The 15,456-nt window shown below is 68.1% G+C and carries 10 protein-coding genes and 2 pseudogenes; 7 read left to right on the top strand and 5 right to left on the bottom strand.

The annotated features are described in order from the left end of the window. Window positions 1-197: 197 nt before the first annotated feature. From OHA19_RS42140 to OHA19_RS42130, 3 genes and pseudogenes are all read right to left on the bottom strand, one after another. Window positions 198-689, bottom strand: coding sequence for a GNAT family N-acetyltransferase (locus OHA19_RS42140; protein ID WP_331749710.1), 492 nt, complete (start codon window positions 687-689; stop codon window positions 198-200). A 168-nt stretch (window positions 690-857) separates the two neighbouring features. Further along, window positions 858-2,287: pseudogene (ltrA, locus tag OHA19_RS42135) on the bottom strand (group II intron reverse transcriptase/maturase). A gap of 747 nt (window positions 2,288-3,034) precedes the next feature. Then, on the bottom strand, window positions 3,035-3,796 hold the full coding sequence (locus OHA19_RS42130; RefSeq protein ID WP_331749714.1) for a MerR family transcriptional regulator: 762 nt from the start codon (window positions 3,794-3,796) through the stop codon (window positions 3,035-3,037). A gap of 793 nt (window positions 3,797-4,589) precedes the next feature. Between OHA19_RS42130 and OHA19_RS42125 the strand changes: the two are divergent. The 3 genes and pseudogenes from OHA19_RS42125 to OHA19_RS42115 form a co-directional block, all read left to right on the top strand. Then, window positions 4,590-4,922, top strand: a pseudogene (locus OHA19_RS42125) (group II intron reverse transcriptase/maturase); the annotation flags it as partial. A gap of 460 nt (window positions 4,923-5,382) precedes the next feature. After that, window positions 5,383-6,663, top strand: coding sequence for a GNAT family N-acetyltransferase (locus OHA19_RS42120; protein ID WP_331750726.1), 1,281 nt, complete (start codon window positions 5,383-5,385; stop codon window positions 6,661-6,663). A 33-nt stretch (window positions 6,664-6,696) separates the two neighbouring features. Then, entirely contained in the window at window positions 6,697-7,041 is a 345-nt protein-coding gene (locus OHA19_RS42115) for a hypothetical protein (RefSeq protein WP_331754451.1), read from the top strand. A gap of 213 nt (window positions 7,042-7,254) precedes the next feature. Here OHA19_RS42115 and OHA19_RS42110 read toward each other — a convergent pair whose 3' ends face one another. Both OHA19_RS42110 and OHA19_RS42105 read right to left on the bottom strand, forming a co-directional pair. Then, the gene (locus OHA19_RS42110; RefSeq protein ID WP_331749719.1) at window positions 7,255-7,911 is read right to left on the bottom strand and encodes an HAD family hydrolase; all 657 of its coding nucleotides are present in this window, start codon (window positions 7,909-7,911) and stop codon (window positions 7,255-7,257) included. Window positions 7,912-8,626: 715 nt separating this feature from the next. Then, window positions 8,627-9,388, bottom strand: a complete 762-nt coding sequence (locus tag OHA19_RS42105; protein WP_331754449.1) for a DeoR/GlpR family DNA-binding transcription regulator — start codon at window positions 9,386-9,388, stop codon at window positions 8,627-8,629. 408 nt (window positions 9,389-9,796) lie between these two features. On the opposite strand from OHA19_RS42105, the gene OHA19_RS42100 reads away from it, so the two are divergent. Genes OHA19_RS42100 through OHA19_RS42085 form a run of 4 tightly spaced genes read left to right on the top strand, consistent with a single transcriptional unit; the run spans window position 9,797 to window position 15,439 of the window. Beyond that, on the top strand, window positions 9,797-11,329 hold the full coding sequence (locus OHA19_RS42100) for an APC family permease (protein WP_405722558.1): 1,533 nt from the start codon (window positions 9,797-9,799) through the stop codon (window positions 11,327-11,329). After that, window positions 11,326-12,759, top strand: a complete 1,434-nt coding sequence (locus OHA19_RS42095) for an FGGY family carbohydrate kinase (protein WP_331749723.1) — start codon at window positions 11,326-11,328, stop codon at window positions 12,757-12,759. The genes OHA19_RS42100 and OHA19_RS42095 overlap by 4 nt, the downstream gene beginning before the upstream one ends. Next, window positions 12,756-14,192 (top strand): NAD(P)/FAD-dependent oxidoreductase, encoded by a 1,437-nt coding sequence (locus tag OHA19_RS42090; protein WP_331749725.1) that lies wholly within the window; start codon window positions 12,756-12,758, stop codon window positions 14,190-14,192. Before OHA19_RS42095 ends, OHA19_RS42090 begins: the two co-directional genes overlap by 4 nt. After that, window positions 14,189-15,439: an FAD-dependent oxidoreductase gene (locus tag OHA19_RS42085; protein WP_331749727.1), complete on the top strand. Its 1,251-nt coding sequence runs from the start codon at window positions 14,189-14,191 to the stop codon at window positions 15,437-15,439. The genes OHA19_RS42090 and OHA19_RS42085 overlap by 4 nt, the downstream gene beginning before the upstream one ends. Window positions 15,440-15,456 lie beyond the last annotated feature (17 nt).

The raw sequence follows: 15,456 nt of genomic DNA, 5'->3' as shown, positions 1-15,456 counted from the left end.
CGGCACCAGCGGGCGGCCCGCATCCTCGCCAGCTTGCCGGCTGGCAGAGACGCAGCGACCACAGGCCGCGACAAGGTCCGCCAGGCGATCCCGGAGAGATTGATGTTGCTGGGGCTTCCCAAAGTGGCTTCGTACACGACAGTGGGTTCTGACTCAACTTCCGTGTAGAGCGCACGGTGAATGACGAAGGAGAGCGGTCAGCCCTGACGACCCTCGGAAAAGCTGAACTCCATCAGGAGGTTCTCGGCTTCGCTCGATACCTGCCGGAAGCCGGCCTTCTCCCAGGCGCGCACTGCCCGCACGTTCCCTCTCACGGGATCGACTGTCACGCGCCGCCATCCAAGAGTCCCGCCCAAGTGTGCAAGGAGCGCGCGAGCAGCATCCGGGCCCGAGCCCCGGCCTTGCGCCTCCGGTCCCAACACCATGTCGATGCCACCTTCGGCCACGCCGGCGTGCCAGTACTGCGCGTAGCCCACCGGAGTGCTCTGTGCCAGTACAAGGAAGGACTCCACACGCGGCCGGCGCCGCCCCACGTACTTCTCGGCCACCTCGTCACGCGATATCGGTACGCCGCCCCAATACTCCACGAAGCCCCGGGAAGCGAACCAGTGTGCCAGCAGATCCAGATCATCCTCGGTCGTCGAGACAAGACGGGTCAGCACTCCATGGAGAACTAGTCCATCGGTCATCAGCCATTCTCCAGTTCGACTTGCAGGCGCACGCACGACGGAAAGTTACGACATCGCTGAGTAGGCCCGGAGCGCGGTGCCGGGATTGCTCCCGGTCCGTTTCTCCGGACCTCTCGCCGAACCCGCCGTGCGCCTCTCAGCGCAACGGGCTCTCCACGGTCTCTGCCGTCAGACGGGGTTCGCAGGCTGCCATGGGCTGGGGATCGTGCTGGCCCGGTATCGGTAACGGCTGACCGTGACCGATGCGATGCGGAACAGCTCGACCCCGTCCGCCGCGATCGGAAGCCACCGCCCGTGGGGGTGGTGAACCGGCGGCGGACGTCGCCCCAACTCCAGCGGTGACGTTCCCGCAGCATGCGGATCAGACGCCACCACACGAAGGCGTCGAGCCTGTCGAAGACATGCTTGGCGACTGCGTGCTTGAAGTAGTTGGCCCAACCGCGCATGATCTGAGTGAGTCTGATCAGCACGGTGGCGAGATCCTGCTGCGATGTCCTGCCTGTCAGGGCACGAATCTTCGCCTTCAAGGACCGGATGGGCCGGTCGGCGATGAAGGCGTAGACGTGCCATTTGTTCGTGCCTCCTTTGCGTTTCCACTGGATGCGGAAGCCCAGGAAGTCGAACCCATCGCTCATGTGCACGACCTGGGTCTTGGCCTGTGACAGTCGCAGGCCGAGAGGTTCGAGCACGTCGGCGACTTCTTCGCGCAGTGCCGCGGTGTCGGCCTCGGTGCCGTGCACCAGGACGACCCGCCACGTCGGCCGACCTTTGCGGCGCCGGTAGAGGCGCTTGCCTTCGGTTGACATCGTCCCGTCCGGCTCCCAAGGCCCCTGCAGGTGCTCGTCGAGCACAGACAGGGCAATGTTCGCCAGCAATGGGGAGAGGATGCCACCCTGCGGGGTGCCGGTCAGCGTTTCCTTGCTCTCGCCGAGTTCCGTGAGAACTCCGGCCTTGAGGAAGGCTTTGACCAGCGACAGGACACGCTTGTCCTTCACCCGATGACGCACTCGGTCCATCAGGGCCGTGTGGTCGATCGAGTCGAAGCACGCCTCGATGTCCGCATCCAGCACCCAGCGATATCCCCGGGTGCCGAAATAGTGAATCTCGGCGATCGCGTCCTGGGCCCGCCGTCGGGGCCGGAACCCATAGGAGACCGGCTTGAAGTCGGCCTCGAAGATCGGTTCCAGCACCAGCTTCAGCGCCGCCTGAACGACCCGGTCCGCAATCGTCGGAATCCCGAGTTTACGGACCTTTCCCGAGCCTCCCGGCTTGGGAATGCTGCGTTCCCGCACCGGCAGAGGACAGAACGAGCCGTCCTTGAGGGCGGCCCGCAGGTCGTTCAGGAATCCGGGGACACCGATGGACTCCTCGACGTCGGTGGCGGTCAGGCCGTCGACGCCGGGAGTCCGGGCTCCCCGGTTGCCCGCGACCCGGTCGAACGCCACCAGCAGCGTCGCCGGATCGTGCACGAAGTTGAACAGGTCATTGAACCGGCGGCCGGGATCGGCCACCGCCCAACGGTGAAGCTTGGCCTGCATCTCCAGTACCCGGGCCCGAGGGCCCGGGGCTCCGCCATTCGGCGGGGCATCTTCCGGCATTGCAGCGTCCTTCCCTTCTCGATACCGCTGCCGCCCTTCCCCATGCGGCCGGCTCTCCCGGCCTCGGAGTACTACGGCGGCTCCGCCCCGTCCCGGACCGGTCGACGGTCAATGCACCCAGCCCCGGCAGCCTGCTGGAGACAGGTAGCGGAGCGAGGTTCGGGACGGTTCCCGTGTTCACTGTGGTTCGCTCGACGGAGTAGGAGCCCGACTGTGTCCCTGCGGCATCGCCACGAGTACGCCGCAGGCTTTCCTCGTGGCCTCCCGGCCAGCTTTCGTAAACCGGCCCAGGAGTTGTCAGACCACCCGAAAGGATGACCCGAGTACGCACCGCTTCCGGCCCAGATCCACCAGGTTGGAGCCGGAGGCTCGTTAAGAGACGTAAAACGCCGGTTCCTCGCGTACTCCTCTCCATCACACTTGCCGGACCCGCCCCATCCGGCAGTACTGGACACGTCCCGGCTTCGTCAGGGCCGCTCTCACCCTCCCCGGCATCACCCCGGTCAGGCTGCCCTCAGCTACAACCCACCTGCTGCGACAGCGGGTTGGTGCAGGCCTTCCACCTTCACTCGAACCAACAGCGCCTCACGGCGCAAACGGAAGTTGGGCCAGAACCCGAGAATGGGCAGTGGTTGCGGGGATGCCGCTGGTGGGAGGTGGGAGAGACTTCCGCGATGCTTCGGGTTCCTGCGTGGGCGAACCGTGGAGGGCCGCCGCTGGGTCGTCCCCGGGGCGGCCCCGTTGCGGTCAGCTAAGCCTGGCCGTGGCGTACGCCCCGATGGCGTCCCGCTGGTACGCGGCCAGGCCCGGCGCGATCGCCTCGTACGCGGCGCGCCACTGCTCGTTGTCCACGCAGGCGCGCCCCATCGCGCGGAACTCCTCGGCGGACACGGCCCGCAGCGAGGTCAAGGCCTGGTGCTGGGCGCCGATCTGGGCCTGCACGGGCTCGGCGTCGGCCGGGTGTCCGGCGGCCATCAGCTCGGCCAGCAGGATCATCTGTGTCGTGCGCTCGCGCTGCCCGGCCGCGACGCCCTCCGGGGTCATCGCGGCGACCCTGCGGCCGACCTCCTCGGCATGCTCGGGAAAGTCACGCAGGCTCTCCCCGTACTGAGAGGGCTGGACGCCCTCGAACAGGTTCTCCGGTCGGTTGATGGCGGTCATGGGTGTGCCGTCCTTCCTGGACTGCTCCAGTTCGGCAATCGTGCGGGAGACGGTGCCGGCCAGGGCCTCGAGCCGGTCCCGCTCGGCGAGCAGCCGCCGGTGGTGGCCGCGCAGGGCTTCCACCTCGTCGATCTGCTCGGCCAAGATCCGGCCGATCTCCGGCAGTCCTACGCCCAGCGCTCGCAGTACGAGAATCTGCTGAAGCAGCAGCAGCTGGCGCTCCTCGTAGTAGCGGTGGCCGTTGGCCCCGATCCGGGCAGGCGGCAGCAGGCCGATCTCGTCGTAGTGCCGCAGGGTCCGGGCGGTCACGCCCGACATCCGGGCGACCTCCGCAATCGGCCAGTCCATCGCCGCCTCCCTTACGAACGCGTCACCGGGCCGGTCTCTCCGGCCCTGTTCAGGACGGTAGAAGCTGCCGCAGCGACAACTGCAACCCCGGAGCCACGCTCCCCCAGATTCGGCTCTGCGACCATGCAGACGACGCCCACGGTTCGCTCAGATGGAGGCCGGCTGCTGTCGAAACTCGGGTTGGCTCAACTTCTGTTTGCGCCGTGAGGCGCTGTTGGCTCGAGTGGAGGTGGAAGGCCTGCACCAACCCCCTGTCACAGCAGGTGGGTTGTAGCTGAGGGCAGCCTGACCGGGGTGATGCCGGGGAGGGTGAGAGCGGCCCTGACGAAGCCGGGACGTGTCCAGTACTGCCGGATGGGGCGGGTCCGGCAAGTGTGATGGAGAGGAGTACGCGAGGAACCGGCGTCTTACGTCTCTTAACGAGCCTCCGGCTCCAACCTGGTGGATCTGGGCCGGAAGCGGTGCGTATCCAGGTCACTCTTCCGAGTGAACTGGAGAACTTTCGAGGTGTGTACGGAAGCCGCCTTGGGAGGCCACGAGGAATGCCTGCGGCGTGCTCGTGGCGATGCCGCAGGGACACAGTCGGGCTCCTACTCCGTCGAGCGAGCCACAGTGAACACGGGAACCGTCCCGAACCTCGCTCCGCTACCTGTCTCCAGCGGGATGCCGGGGCTGGGTGCATTGACCGTCGATCGGTCCGGGACGGGGCGGAGCCGCCGTAGTACTCCGAGGCCGGGAGAGCCGGCCGCATGGGGAAGGGCGGCAGCGGTATCGAGAAGGGAAGGACGCTGCAATGCCGGAAGATGCCCCGCCGAATGGCGGAGCCCCGGGCCCTCGGGCCCGGGTACTGGAGATGCAGGCCAAGCTTCGCCGTTGGGCGGTGGCCGATCCCGGCCGCCGGTTCGATGACCTGTTCAACTTCGTGCACGATCCGGCGACGCTGCTGGTGGCGTTCGACCGGGTCGCGGGCAACCGGGGAGCCCGGACTCCCGGCGTCGACGGCCTGACCGCCACCGACGTCGAGGAGTCCATCGGTGTCCCCGGATTCCTGAACGACCTGCGGGCCGCCCTCAAGGACGGCTCGTTCCGACCATTGCCGGTGCGGGAACGCGTGATTCCCAAGCCGAAGCCGGTGTCGTCCACCACCCACACCTGCGGCCGCACCACCGCCACCGCCCGCCGGGCCAGCCTGGCACGGACCGTGCCCACCGGCCAGGGGCCGGTGCGCGGGTCGTGACGCATGCGGACCAGCACCCAAAACGGCGACTACGCGTACTCCACCGACATCGCTCACTTCATCACCGGCCTCCCCTTCACCAGCGCACTGGCTGGATGGGCAGCTGGCCAACCGGCAACGGTGGTGGCCCCTGGTCACCGCCCACCGCGGACGTCTGTAAACCACCCGGTTACCCTGGAGGTAACTGTGGTCTGCAGCCTTGGTGACGACTACCGCCAGGAAGTAAACGCCCCCGCGTCGACGGGCATCTGGTCGGCGCGGAGAATGAGTAGGAGCGGAGCGGCCGCTGGACGGCCGACGGCCAGGGCGTCGGCAAGGCGGTGGCGCCCCTGCCGACAAGGTGGCGATGATGCCGACGTGGCGATTGCGGGACTTCCATGACGACGATCTGGACCGTGTGATCCAGATATGGGATCAGGACCGGCAGGCCGACGACATGCTTCCCGTGTTCCCCGTCTCTGAGGCCATGGCCGCTGCCCGGACCGGCGGGACCGCAGTAGTTGCGGTGGTCGGCGAGGACCTGGTGGGCTTGGCAGTGGCGCAGGCCCAGGGTGAGCGGGCCTGGATCACGCTGATGGCGCTCGCAAGGATGTGGCGTAACCGCGGAATCGGAAGCGCCCTGATCGCGGAAGTCGAGAGGCGTCTACGCATACAGGGGGTACGCCGGATCGGTGCGCTGCTCGCCCCAGGGACCACCGGAACCACAGCGCTGGAAAACTCTGGTTACCGCACTCGCGACGGGTTGATCTTCTACGAGAAGGTCGAGCATCTCGGCGCGAGCGATGCGGGCCTGCTCGCCGAGCTCGGCGGGAGGGTGCTGCCGCAGGGGCTCTGGGGTGCCCTCGCGGGCATGGAACGAGAGAAAGAAGCCATTGAGCGGCGGATCGTGCTGCCGCTGGCCGAGCCCGTGCTGGCCGACCGGTACGGGGTGACGCCACCGAAAGCCGTCATCCTTTTCGGCCCGCCGGGTACCGGAAAGACCAGTTTCGCCAAGGCCGTCGCTTCCCGGCTGGCCTGGCCGTTCGTGGAACTCTTTCCCTCCCGGCTCACGGAGGGTGCCGCTGGCGGCCTGGCCGCCTCTCTGCGGGACACGTTCGCCGATCTGGCGGTACTTGAATCCGTTCTGCTGTTCATCGACGAGGTCGAGGAGATCGCCGGCGTCCGGTCCGGTCAGGCCGTGGATCCCGGCCACGGAGTCACCAACGAACTGCTCAAGCTGATCCCCGGTTTCCGCGACCAGGACGACCGCCTGCTGATCTGCGCGACCAACTCCGTCCGTTCCCTCGATCCGGCGTTTTTGCGCCCTGGCCGGTTCGACTATGTCATTCCGGTCGGGCCGCCCGATCCGAAGGCCCGGGCGGCAATCTGGCAGCGCTACCTCGGCCCAGCCGCCGACGACATCAAGGTGCATCGACTGGTGCTGGCCAGTGAGATGTTCACACCTGCCGACATCGAGTTCGCCGCCCGCCAAGGCTCCCACGCTGCATTCGAACGCGAAGTCACCGACCGCAAAGGCGCGCCGGCCAGCACCGAGGACTACCTCGCTGCCATCGCGGACACCCGTCCCACACTCACCGCCCAGGCTCTCACCAAGTTCAGGGAAGACATCGAGCACCACGCGCGCATGTGATGTTTGGTGTTCCCGGTCGGCGTCAACGGAGGCGTGACGGCGCAGTCAGACACGACCGAGCACGACGACTGCGGAACGCGGAACCTGGCTCCGCGCTCGGACGCTGAACTCCTACCCGTCCGACTGGACTTGCTCGGCTCGGTGATCTCGGTCGAGAGGTGGCCGACGCAGCTGACCAAGCGGGAGCGGACCGCCCCCTCCCGCCAGGCCGCGCAATCCCGCACCGACCGCCCGAAGACGGCTGCGGAAGAGCCGGTCGAGAGCAACGCCCTGCTCTGGCCAGAGCGGGCCAGCAGCGTCGAGCAGGCCGTCGACGACGACCGGCGTCGCCGCCGCGGCTGGGCGACTGTCTGCGGCGCCGGTCCCTGTTCCTTCTGACGCCCGACGATGACAAGAAGTTACCGCGACGTCGTAGCAGGCGGACAGGGTGTCGGTCACCGCGTCCTTGCTCAGAGGACAGCAGTAGCGGCCGCGTCCGGCAGCGCACTGTCGGTTCCCTTGGTAGGCAAGGCAGCGGTTTCACGGTCATTTCACTACTGGATGCGGCAACGGTGGTTATGGAAAAGGACAGTTGGGACAGGTCGTGCCGCCTCAGCGCCAGCGCTCGTGACGGATGGCCGCGGAAGCGTTGGTGAGCTTCGCGATCGAGCGACGGGCGGCGTTGACGGCGACGGTCTGGCGGGCGAAACGGGCGAGCGGGGTATCGCTGGCCGAGTCGGTGTACAGGACCGCGTCCTCCGGGGCGAACCCCAGCGCTCGGACGGCATCGACCTTTGCTTCACCCACGTTGTGCGCGACGAGTCGAGGCCCTCGTGGGGTGAAGTCGAGCCGGGAAGCGGCCAGGGGGATGCCGTGCAACCCGACGCCGTCCAGAAACGCACGCGCGAGGTTTTCTTCCGAGGCTGTCGCCACGACTGTCGGACCGAGCGTGCGGGCGTACTGGCACCTTGTCACGGCCTGCCTGACCGCTGTCCGGGCTGCCAAGGTCCGGCCCGTCACGGTTGCCAGTTCCTCGTACTGGCCGCGGGTCATTCCGCGCAGCGCCGAGGCTACGATCGCCCGGTTCATCGCGGGCTTCAGCGCGCCGTCGGGCGGTGCTGCCGAGGCGAGCAAGAACGGTGGGATCGCAGCGGCGAACCGGAGAGGATGAGCTGCCAGACGGGCTCTGACCAGTGACGACATCGTGTCCTCGCTGGTCAGGACGCCGTCAAGGTCGAAGATCGAGGTGATGTTCTTGGCCGGGTTCACTGCGGGACGGTGTCGGCTTTCATTTCGACGAGAAGGTCTGCGGCAGCGGTCCGGGCCGTCATACCGGGACGAAGACCTGGTTTCCGAAGCGGACGGCCCGGGGGTACCCGAGCACAGGCTCGCGGGAAGAACCTGAGGAGGTGCTCCCGCACCGGGACATGTGTTCCCTCGATTTCGGTGGAGAGCCGGAGCCATCTGGCCCAGCCGTGTGCGGAGCAGGCGGGGATGCCGGTTCGCTCGACAGGATGCTGCGAGCAAACACGGCTGCACAGTCGACAGCTGCGGTCGGCCCGCTCGGCCGAGTGCTGCGGCGGCGGGCTTCACCTGTACGGGTTTCCAGTGCGAGTGAAAGCCAAGGTGAAGCGGAGGCCCGGGCCGACGAGTCGGCCACACTCACACACGGGGCGGCTGCAGTGGTTCGTCCGGCCATGAAAGGCCGGTTGCGGCGTTGATATTGCCATGACATGCCGCCGCTCCGATTGCCCGAACATATGGAAAGTTGACTGTTTCTGTGTGCGATTGTGGATGTGGTGCCGGAGGGAGTCAAGAGAAGGCCCATGCGGGGGCGTCGACGGATCGTCTGTAAGACCGCGGTGGAACGGCTGGATGCTCACGCTGCTCCTCGGGAGGGTGGGGCCCCTGTCATGCCCGAGGTGAGGGGGATCCGCCGGCGAAGGAAGCGGTTGGCCGTCCCGCCTTCAGGGCACGACGATCTTCAGGCCACGACGATGTTGTCGCCCGCCGCGCCGAGGGCGTCGCTCAGGTCGTCCGGGCAAGGGCTGTCGGTGATGAGGGTGTCGAAGCCGTCGAGTTCGCAGACGCGGTGGGCGGCTGTGCGTCCGAACTTGCTGGAATCGGCGAGTACGTAGCGGTGGGACGCGTTGGCGAGCATGGTGCGCTTCGTTGCGACTTCGTCGAGGTGGAAGTCGGTCAGTCCGTAGGAGGCGATACCTCCGGAGCCCAGGAAGACCGCGTCCGCGCGCAGGTTGTCGAAGAACTCGACGGTCTGGGCGTTGGAGCAGGCCAGGTCGCCAGCGCGCAGCCGCCCGCCGCTGACCAGGACCTCGACGTGCGGGCGGGAGCTGACTTCGGCGGCCACGAGCAGGGAGGGGGTGGCGATGACGCCGACGTGGTCGGCGGGCAGAGCGCGGGCCACCTCCAGGGCCGTGGTGCCGACATCGATGACGACCGTCTGGTTGGGTTCGATCAGGGCCGCTGCGGCTTGGCCGATGGCCTGCTTCTCGGCGAGGAGAGCGCCCCTGCGCTCATTGAAGGATGCCTCCTCCCCAACGGGTGCCCGGACGGAGGTGGCCCCTCCGTGGACGCGTGCCAGTTCGCCGCGGCGCTCGAGGAGGGCGAGGTCTCTGCGGATCGTCTCGTGGGAGACGCTGAGCAGGCTGGTCAGGTCGTCCGTCGTGATGAATTTGAGCCGAGAGATCTCGGCGACGATCCTGCGGTGACGCTCGGCTGCTAGCACGTCCGACCCTCTCTGATTGACTGTTTCTGTGGAACCCTGACTGCATTCTAGGGCTCATATGACGTCCGGAACGCACCGCCGACGGCCTCAAAACTCTGTTCTTCTCCGCAGCTCAAAGCGTTATCCGCTAGCCGGTCAGCGATGGTTCACCAGGTCGGGGGCGCGAACCCTTGACGGCAAACGGGCAAGGGTCCACACTCTCAGCAGTCAATAGTCCACACAAACGGTCACTAGAGTGCTGTTGGCAGGCGTCGAGGTGGCGCGATCGCGCCCTTGCAGCCGTCCCCACGGACAGGCTTCAGCGCATCCCTATGGGGCGCGCGCCTTGATGCCGATCACATGCGGTTCATCCACCACCCACTGGCTTCCGCGGCTACGGCGGGGCACTCTGAAGCAGGGAACGAGGTCATGGCCAAATCAGAAGCAGGTGCTCGGGCGCCAAGAACGGCTGAGGGGCAGCAGGGCGAGCCGGACCAGGTGATGGCGCGGGAGCTGGGCTGGTACGCCTCGTTCTCCGTGGCGTTCGGGTTCGTGTCGATCGCGACAGGCATCTTCACGGCCTACGGCTCGGTGCTCGCCACCTCGGGCCCGCGCGGCATCTGGGCCTGGCCGATCTCCGTAATCGGCCAGCTCTGCATCGCCCTCGTCTTCGGAGCGCTGGCGGCGCGCATCCCGATCAGTGGCTACTCCTACCAGTGGGTGTCACGGATCGTCGGACCCGTGTGGGGCTGGATCATGGGCTGGATCTCGTTCGCCTTCCTCGGGGTCGTCGTGGTCGCAGTGGACTACACGATCGCCTCCACGATTCTCCCGGAGCTGTTCCAGTACGTCGGAACGACACAGAACGCCTGGGTCATCACGGCCGCCGTGGTGCTGCTGCAGGCCCTGCTGGTCGCCGCGTCCACGCGTATCACGCACAAGGTCAACAGCGCGGCGGTGACAGCACAGCTCATCGGCATGATCGCGCTGACGGTGCTGCTGTTCGCGGTGGGCTACTTCACCGGCAAGCTCGATTTCGCCAACCTGTTCGACACCGGGACGATCCCGGAGAATGGCTACTACGGTCTGGGTGACGGAACCCATGCCGGCCCCTTCGCCCTGGCGTTCCTGCTCGGCGCGTTCACCATCGTCGGATTCGAGTCCGCGGCGAACCTGGCGGAGGAGACCAAGAACCCCGCCCGCGTCATCCCCAAGGCGATGGTCCAGGCAGTCCTGTCCCTGGGGGTTCTCGGCTTCCTCTTCCTGATCGCCGTGACCGCCGCCGTCGGCCAGGTCGACGGCGCCGCCGAGTCGGCCACCCCGGTGGCCACCGTGATCACCGCCGTGCTCGGGTCCGTGGTGGGTAAGGCCCTCCTGGTCCTCGTCGTGGTCTCGATCTTCTCCTGCGGACTGGTGATCACCCTCAGCGGAACCCGCCTGGTCTACGCGATGTCCAGGGACGAGCGCTTCCCCGGATGGCGCCTGCTCAAGCGCATCCACCCCCGGACGGCGACGCCGCTGAACGCCACCGTGTTCATGATGCTCGTCGCACAGATCATCCTCGCGGTCTTCTCCCGTTCCACCGACGCCCTGTTCCACCTGTTCTCCGCAGCCACCCTGCTGCCCGCCGTCATCTACGCCGGCACGGTCGCGATGTACGCGGCCAAGCGCTCCTCCCTGCCGCCGTCGCGCGGCTTCTCCCTGGGGCGGTGGGAGGTCCCGGTCCTGCTTCTGGCCGCGGTCTGGCTGGTGTACGAGCTGCTCATCTTCCGGGACGCTTCCTTCCGCGGCCCCTGGGCCTACGTCCTGGTGCTGTGCGGGATCGGCGCCGTCTACCTGGTGGCGCTCATCGTCCGGCGCGGCCGCGCCGCCCTGACCATGCCAGACCTGGCTGACGTCGACCGCGCCCTGGACAACGCCACCGCACCCTCTGCGGCCGACACGGAAGGGATCCCGCGATGACCACGATCCTCGCCATCGACCAAGGCACCTCGGGCACCAAAGCCATCGTCGTCGACGCCGAGGACGGAACGGTCGCCATAGCCGAGGAGACCATCCGCCCCACCTACCTGCCCGGCGGAGGTGTCGAACAGAATCCGCACGAACTGCTCGATTCCGTCCTCACCGCCGGCCGCCGGGCCGTGAGCATGGCCGGCCGGCCCATCGACGGCGTGGCCCTGGCCAACCAGGGAGAGACCGTCCTGGCCTGGGACGAAGCCACGGGAACGCCGCTGTCCCCGGCGATCGTCTGGCAGGACAGCCGTGCGCAGAGCATATGTGCCGAGCTGGCCGAGCACCGCGAGGCCATCGCGCAGCGCACCGGTCTCGTTCTCGACCCCTACTTCTCCGCGCCCAAGATGGCGTGGCTGCGCCGCAACCTCACCCGTGACGGGGTGCTGACCACCACCGACACCTGGCTCGTGCACCACCTGACGGGCGAGTTCGTCACCGACGCCTCCACCGCCAGCCGTTCTCTGATCTTCGACCTGGACGGCGCCGCGTGGGACGGGCATCTCGCTGATCTGTTCTCCCTCGGCGACGAGCGGCTTCCGCGCATCGTCAGCAGCGACGAGGTCGTCGGCACCACGCGCGCCTTCGGGCAGGAGACGCCGGTGGCCGGCCTGATCGTCGACCAGCAGGCCGCTCTGGTCGCCGAGGCATGCCTGGAGCAGGGCACGGCCAAATGCACCTACGGCACAGGCGCGTTCCTGCTGGCGAACACGGGACCGGACCCCGTGCGCTCCAGCGCGGGCCTGACGACGTCGGTGGCCTGGCAAGCCGCAGGGCAGACCCAGTACTGCGTGGACGGCCAGGTCTACACCGTGGCCTCGGCCGTGCGCTGGCTGCAGGACCTCGGTCTTCTTCATTCCGCCACCGACCTCGACGCGCTGGTCGCCAAGGACAGCGAGGGCGTCATGTGCGTCCCGGCGTTCGCCGGACTCGCCGCTCCGTGGTGGGCTTCCGAGGCCACGGCCTCCCTCACCGGCCTCACGCTGGCCACCCGCCGCGAGCACCTCATCCTCGCCGTGCTCCAGGGCATAGCCGCCCAAGTCACCGAGCTGACGGCCCTCGTCGGCCGCGACCTCGACCAGCCCCTGAACCGGCTGCGCGCCGACGGCGGACTGACCAACTCCGCCGCCCTCATGCAGGCCCAGGCCGACATCGCCCAGCTCCCCGTCGACATCTACCCCAACGCGCACGCCACCCCCCTCGGCGCCGCCGCGCTCGCCCGCTGCGCCCTCGACCCCGCCATCAGCCTCAAAGAGGCCGTCGGTGACTGGCAGCCAGCGGCCGTCTACGAACCCCGCTGGTCCGAGGACCGGGCCCAGGAGTTCCGCACCACATGGGCACAGGCCGCCGCGGCGTGTGCCACCAAGGGAGACCCCTCATGACCCCCACCCCCCACCGTCCTCACCCCGAAGTCTTCGACATCGCGGTGATCGGAGGAGGCATCGTCGGCTCGGCCATCGCACGCGAACTGTCCGGCCACGACGTCTCCGTTGCGCTGCTCGAAGCCCGCGACGACGTCGGAGACGGAACCAGCAAAGCCAACACCGCCATCCTGCACACGGGCTTCGACGCGAAACCGGGCACCCTGGAGTCCCGGCTCGTGGCTCGCGGCTACCACCTGCTGAGCGACTACGCCAAGGCCACCGGAATCCCTGTCGAGCACACCGGCGCCGTGCTGGTGGCCTGGAACCAGGAAGAGCTCGACGCCCTGCCCACCCTGAAGGAGAAGGCCGAGGCCAACGGATACGAGCACTGCCGCATCGTCGACGCGGACGAGGTGTACCGGGTCCTGCCCGATCTGGGCGAGGGCGTGCTCGGAGGACTGACGGTTCCCGACGAGTCCATCATCTGCACCTGGACCACCAACCTCGCCCTGGCCACGGACGCCAAACAACGCGGGACGACGATCCTGCTCGAGCACGCCGTGACCGGCATCGACGTGGGCGACGACGCGACGACGCTGCACACCGCCCAGGGCGACGTGCGAGCCCGCTGGGTCGTCAACGCGGCAGGCCTCGGCGCCGACACAATCGACCAGCTCTTCGGCCACGACCGCTTCACCGTCACCCCCCGCCGCGGCGAGCTGTTCGTGTTCGACAAGCTGGCACGGCCCAAGGCCGACAAGATCGTCCTGCCGGTGCCCTCCTCCCGCGGCAAGGGCGTGCTCATCTCCCCGACGATCTACGGCAACGTCATGCTCGGCCCCACCGCCGAGGACCTCACCGACCGCACCAACACCGCCACGTCCGAGGACGGCTACGACTTCCTCCTCAGCAAGGGTGCGCGGCTCATGCCGAGCCTGCTCACCGAGGAGGTCACCGCCAGCTACGCCGGACTGCGCGCCGCGATCGACCGCGACGACTACCTCATCGAAGCCACCCCCGAACAGCGGTACCTCCTCGTGGGTGGCATCCGTTCCACCGGCCTGACAGCCGGCATCGCCATCGCCGAGCACGTCACCGGGCTCCTGGCGGAAACCGGTCTCGGGCTCCGCAGCCGCAGCGACCTGCCTGCCCCGCCCCGGATGCCGAACATCGGCGAAGCCACCACACGCCCCTACCAGGACGCCGACCGCATCGCCGAGGACACCGCGTACGGCACCATCATCTGCTTCTGCGAACGGGTCACCGAGGGCGAGATCCGAGACGCCTGCCACGCCCCGGTGCCCGCGCGCAGTCTGGAAGGGCTGCGCCGACGCACCCGGGCCATGAACGGCCGCTGCCAGGGCTTCTTCTGCGGCGCGGCCGTCGCCGCCCTGCGCACCCAGCATCAGACCAACGACGGCTGCTGCAGCCAGCACAAGGACAACCGATGACCCACCAGCTGCCCCTCATCGAGCCCGATGTTCTCATCATCGGAGGTGGCCCCGCAGGGCTCACCGCAGCCGCCGAACTTGCCGACCGCGGTGCCGGGTGGATCCTGGTCGTCGACCGGGAAAAGCAGGCCGGCGGCATTCCCCGGCACAGCGACCACACCGGATACGGCCTGCGGGACCTGCACCGTGTGATGACCGGCCCCGCCTACGCCCGTCACTTGACCGACCGGGCCACACGGTCCGGAGCGGAGATCCGCACCAGCACCATGGTCACCGGCTGGTCCGACCAGCACACCGTCGACGTCACCAGCCCCGAGGGTCGCTACCAGATCCGTGCCCGGGCCATCGTCCTGGCGGCCGGCGCCCGCGAACGGCCCCGCACCGCACGCCGCATCCCCGGAGACCGCCCCCACGGGGTCTACACCACCGGACAACTCCAAAATCATGTCCACCTCCACCACCAGCCCGTCGGCAAGCGGGCCGTCATCGTCGGTGGCGAACTGGTCAGCTGGTCCGCGGCCATGACCCTCCGCGAAGCCGGCTGCACCCCCGCGCTGATGATCAGCAAGTACCCGAAGGCAGAGTCCTACGGCGCCTTCAACACGGTCGGCCGCACCATTCTCCGCGTTCCGGTCGCCACCCGCAGCCGTGTCACCCAGGTCCTGGGCAAGGGCCGCTGCGAGGCTGTCGAGATCGAGCACCTCGACACAGGCAAGCGCCGAACCGTCGAATGCGACACCGTCGTCTTCACCGGCGACTGGATCCCTGACCACGAACTCGTGCGTTCCGCGGGCATCAGCCTCGACGAACGCACCCTCGGCCCCCTCACGGACACCGCGCTGCGCACCAGCCGACCTGGAGTCTTCGCCGTCGGTAACATGCTCCACCCTGTCGATACCGCCGACGTGGCTGCCCTGGACGGCAAGCACGTCGCCCAGCAGGTCATCAACGACCTGGACGGAAGGAGCAAGCCGACCGAGGGGGTCCGCCTGATCGCCGACGCCCCGTTCCGCTGGATCGCACCGCAAATCCTCCGCCCGGGCGATCCGGCTCCGGCCCGCGACCGGCTCCTGCTCTGGACGGACGAGTTCGTCCGCTTCCCCAAGGTGACGGTCCGCCAGGACGGCCTCGTCGTCACCCGCCGCACCCTCGCCTGGCCTGCGGCCCCCGGCCGGGTCTTCCGTATCCCGTCCTCGGTCCTCGACGGGATCTCCCACACCGGAGGCCCCGTCCACATCACCATGTAGCCTGCGCCTTCACTTCG

The sequence above is a fragment of the Streptomyces sp. NBC_00012 genome (genome assembly GCF_045040875.1).
GTDB lineage: Bacteria > Actinomycetota > Actinomycetes > Streptomycetales > Streptomycetaceae > Streptomyces.
The sequence above is the reverse complement of the archived record's forward strand: the minus strand, read 5'-3'. Positions and strand labels throughout refer to the sequence as shown.

Coding starts and splice junctions, on each gene's coding strand:
- OHA19_RS42090 (WP_331749725.1), top strand. CDS start 12,756: ATGACCCCCACCCCCCACCGTCCTCACCCCGAAGTCTTCGACATCGCG.
- OHA19_RS42085 (WP_331749727.1), top strand. CDS start 14,189: ATGACCCACCAGCTGCCCCTCATCGAGCCCGATGTTCTCATCATCGGA.
- OHA19_RS42120 (WP_331750726.1), top strand. CDS start 5,383: ATGCCGACGTGGCGATTGCGGGACTTCCATGACGACGATCTGGACCGT.
- OHA19_RS42140 (WP_331749710.1), bottom strand. CDS start 689: ATGACCGATGGACTAGTTCTCCATGGAGTGCTGACCCGTCTTGTCTCG.
- OHA19_RS42095 (WP_331749723.1), top strand. CDS start 11,326: ATGACCACGATCCTCGCCATCGACCAAGGCACCTCGGGCACCAAAGCC.
- OHA19_RS42100 (WP_405722558.1), top strand. CDS start 9,797: ATGGCCAAATCAGAAGCAGGTGCTCGGGCGCCAAGAACGGCTGAGGGG.
- OHA19_RS42130 (WP_331749714.1), bottom strand. CDS start 3,796: ATGGACTGGCCGATTGCGGAGGTCGCCCGGATGTCGGGCGTGACCGCC.